An 869-nucleotide genomic window follows, 5' to 3' on the forward strand; every position below is an offset into this window, starting at 1 on the left:
GGGATCTTGCGGCGCAGGCTGGAGCGGGCCAACTCGGCCAGAGTGCGCGGGTCACGCTGCCCGCCGATCAACGCGGCCATCATCAACCTTCCGGACGTGCCGAACAGGTCGCTGACCACGACCGACAGCTTGATCTGCGCGTCTTCGAGCAGCTTCTCCGCCCGCTGGCGTTCCGCCCCGGCCTCGGCGATCAGATCAACCCGGTAGCGGGTCAGGTCCCGCAGCATCCGGATCGGGGCCGGCGGCACGAAACTCGGCCGGATCATCTGACGTTCGGCGACCTTGCACAACCACACCGCGTCCAGCTTGTCGGTCTTCGGCCGACCCGGCAGATGCTTGACGTCGCGGGCGTTGACCAGCCACACCTCGAACCCGTGCGCCTCGAGGAGGTAGAACACCGGCTTCCAGTAGTCACTGGTCGCCTCCATCACCACCCGGGTCACCCCCAAACCGGCCAACCGTTCGGCCAGCCCGATCAGTGAACGGGTCATCGTCGGATAGGTCCGCACCTCCCGCAGCCGCCGTCCAGGCTTGGCCTCGTCCGGAACCCGTGCGCAGCACACCAACGACGCCTTACCAATGTCCAACCCCGCCACACGCGTGATGATCTGCTCTTCGTCCTGCGCCTGTTCCAACAATCGAACCCCTCCCCACCAGCGCGAACATCAGGACGGTCGCCCACGGCAGCCACAGAACGGGTGAATCTAACTCGCGTGCTCGCAGCAACAGTGAAGGGCCCATAACGCGGCTACCAGCGTCCGACTAACCCACGACCTCACACGGACCAAGGAGCAACGACGTCAGCGAGCGACCAACACGATTTTCAGCCCGGAACGGGCCACCTCGCCAGAGGCGACAAGGACTAACCC

At 65.5% G+C, this 869-nt stretch carries 1 protein-coding gene; it reads right to left on the reverse strand.

All coding sequences use genetic code 11. From position 1 onward, the window contains the following. The coding region (locus ACLQ25_RS32720) for an IS110 family transposase (RefSeq protein ID WP_425734590.1) at nucleotides 1-596 on the reverse strand (596 nt) is incomplete at its 3' end. Nucleotides 597-869 lie beyond the last annotated feature (273 nt).

Source organism: Micromonospora sp. DT44 (assembly GCF_049841635.1).
Classification (GTDB): domain Bacteria; phylum Actinomycetota; class Actinomycetes; order Mycobacteriales; family Micromonosporaceae; genus Micromonospora.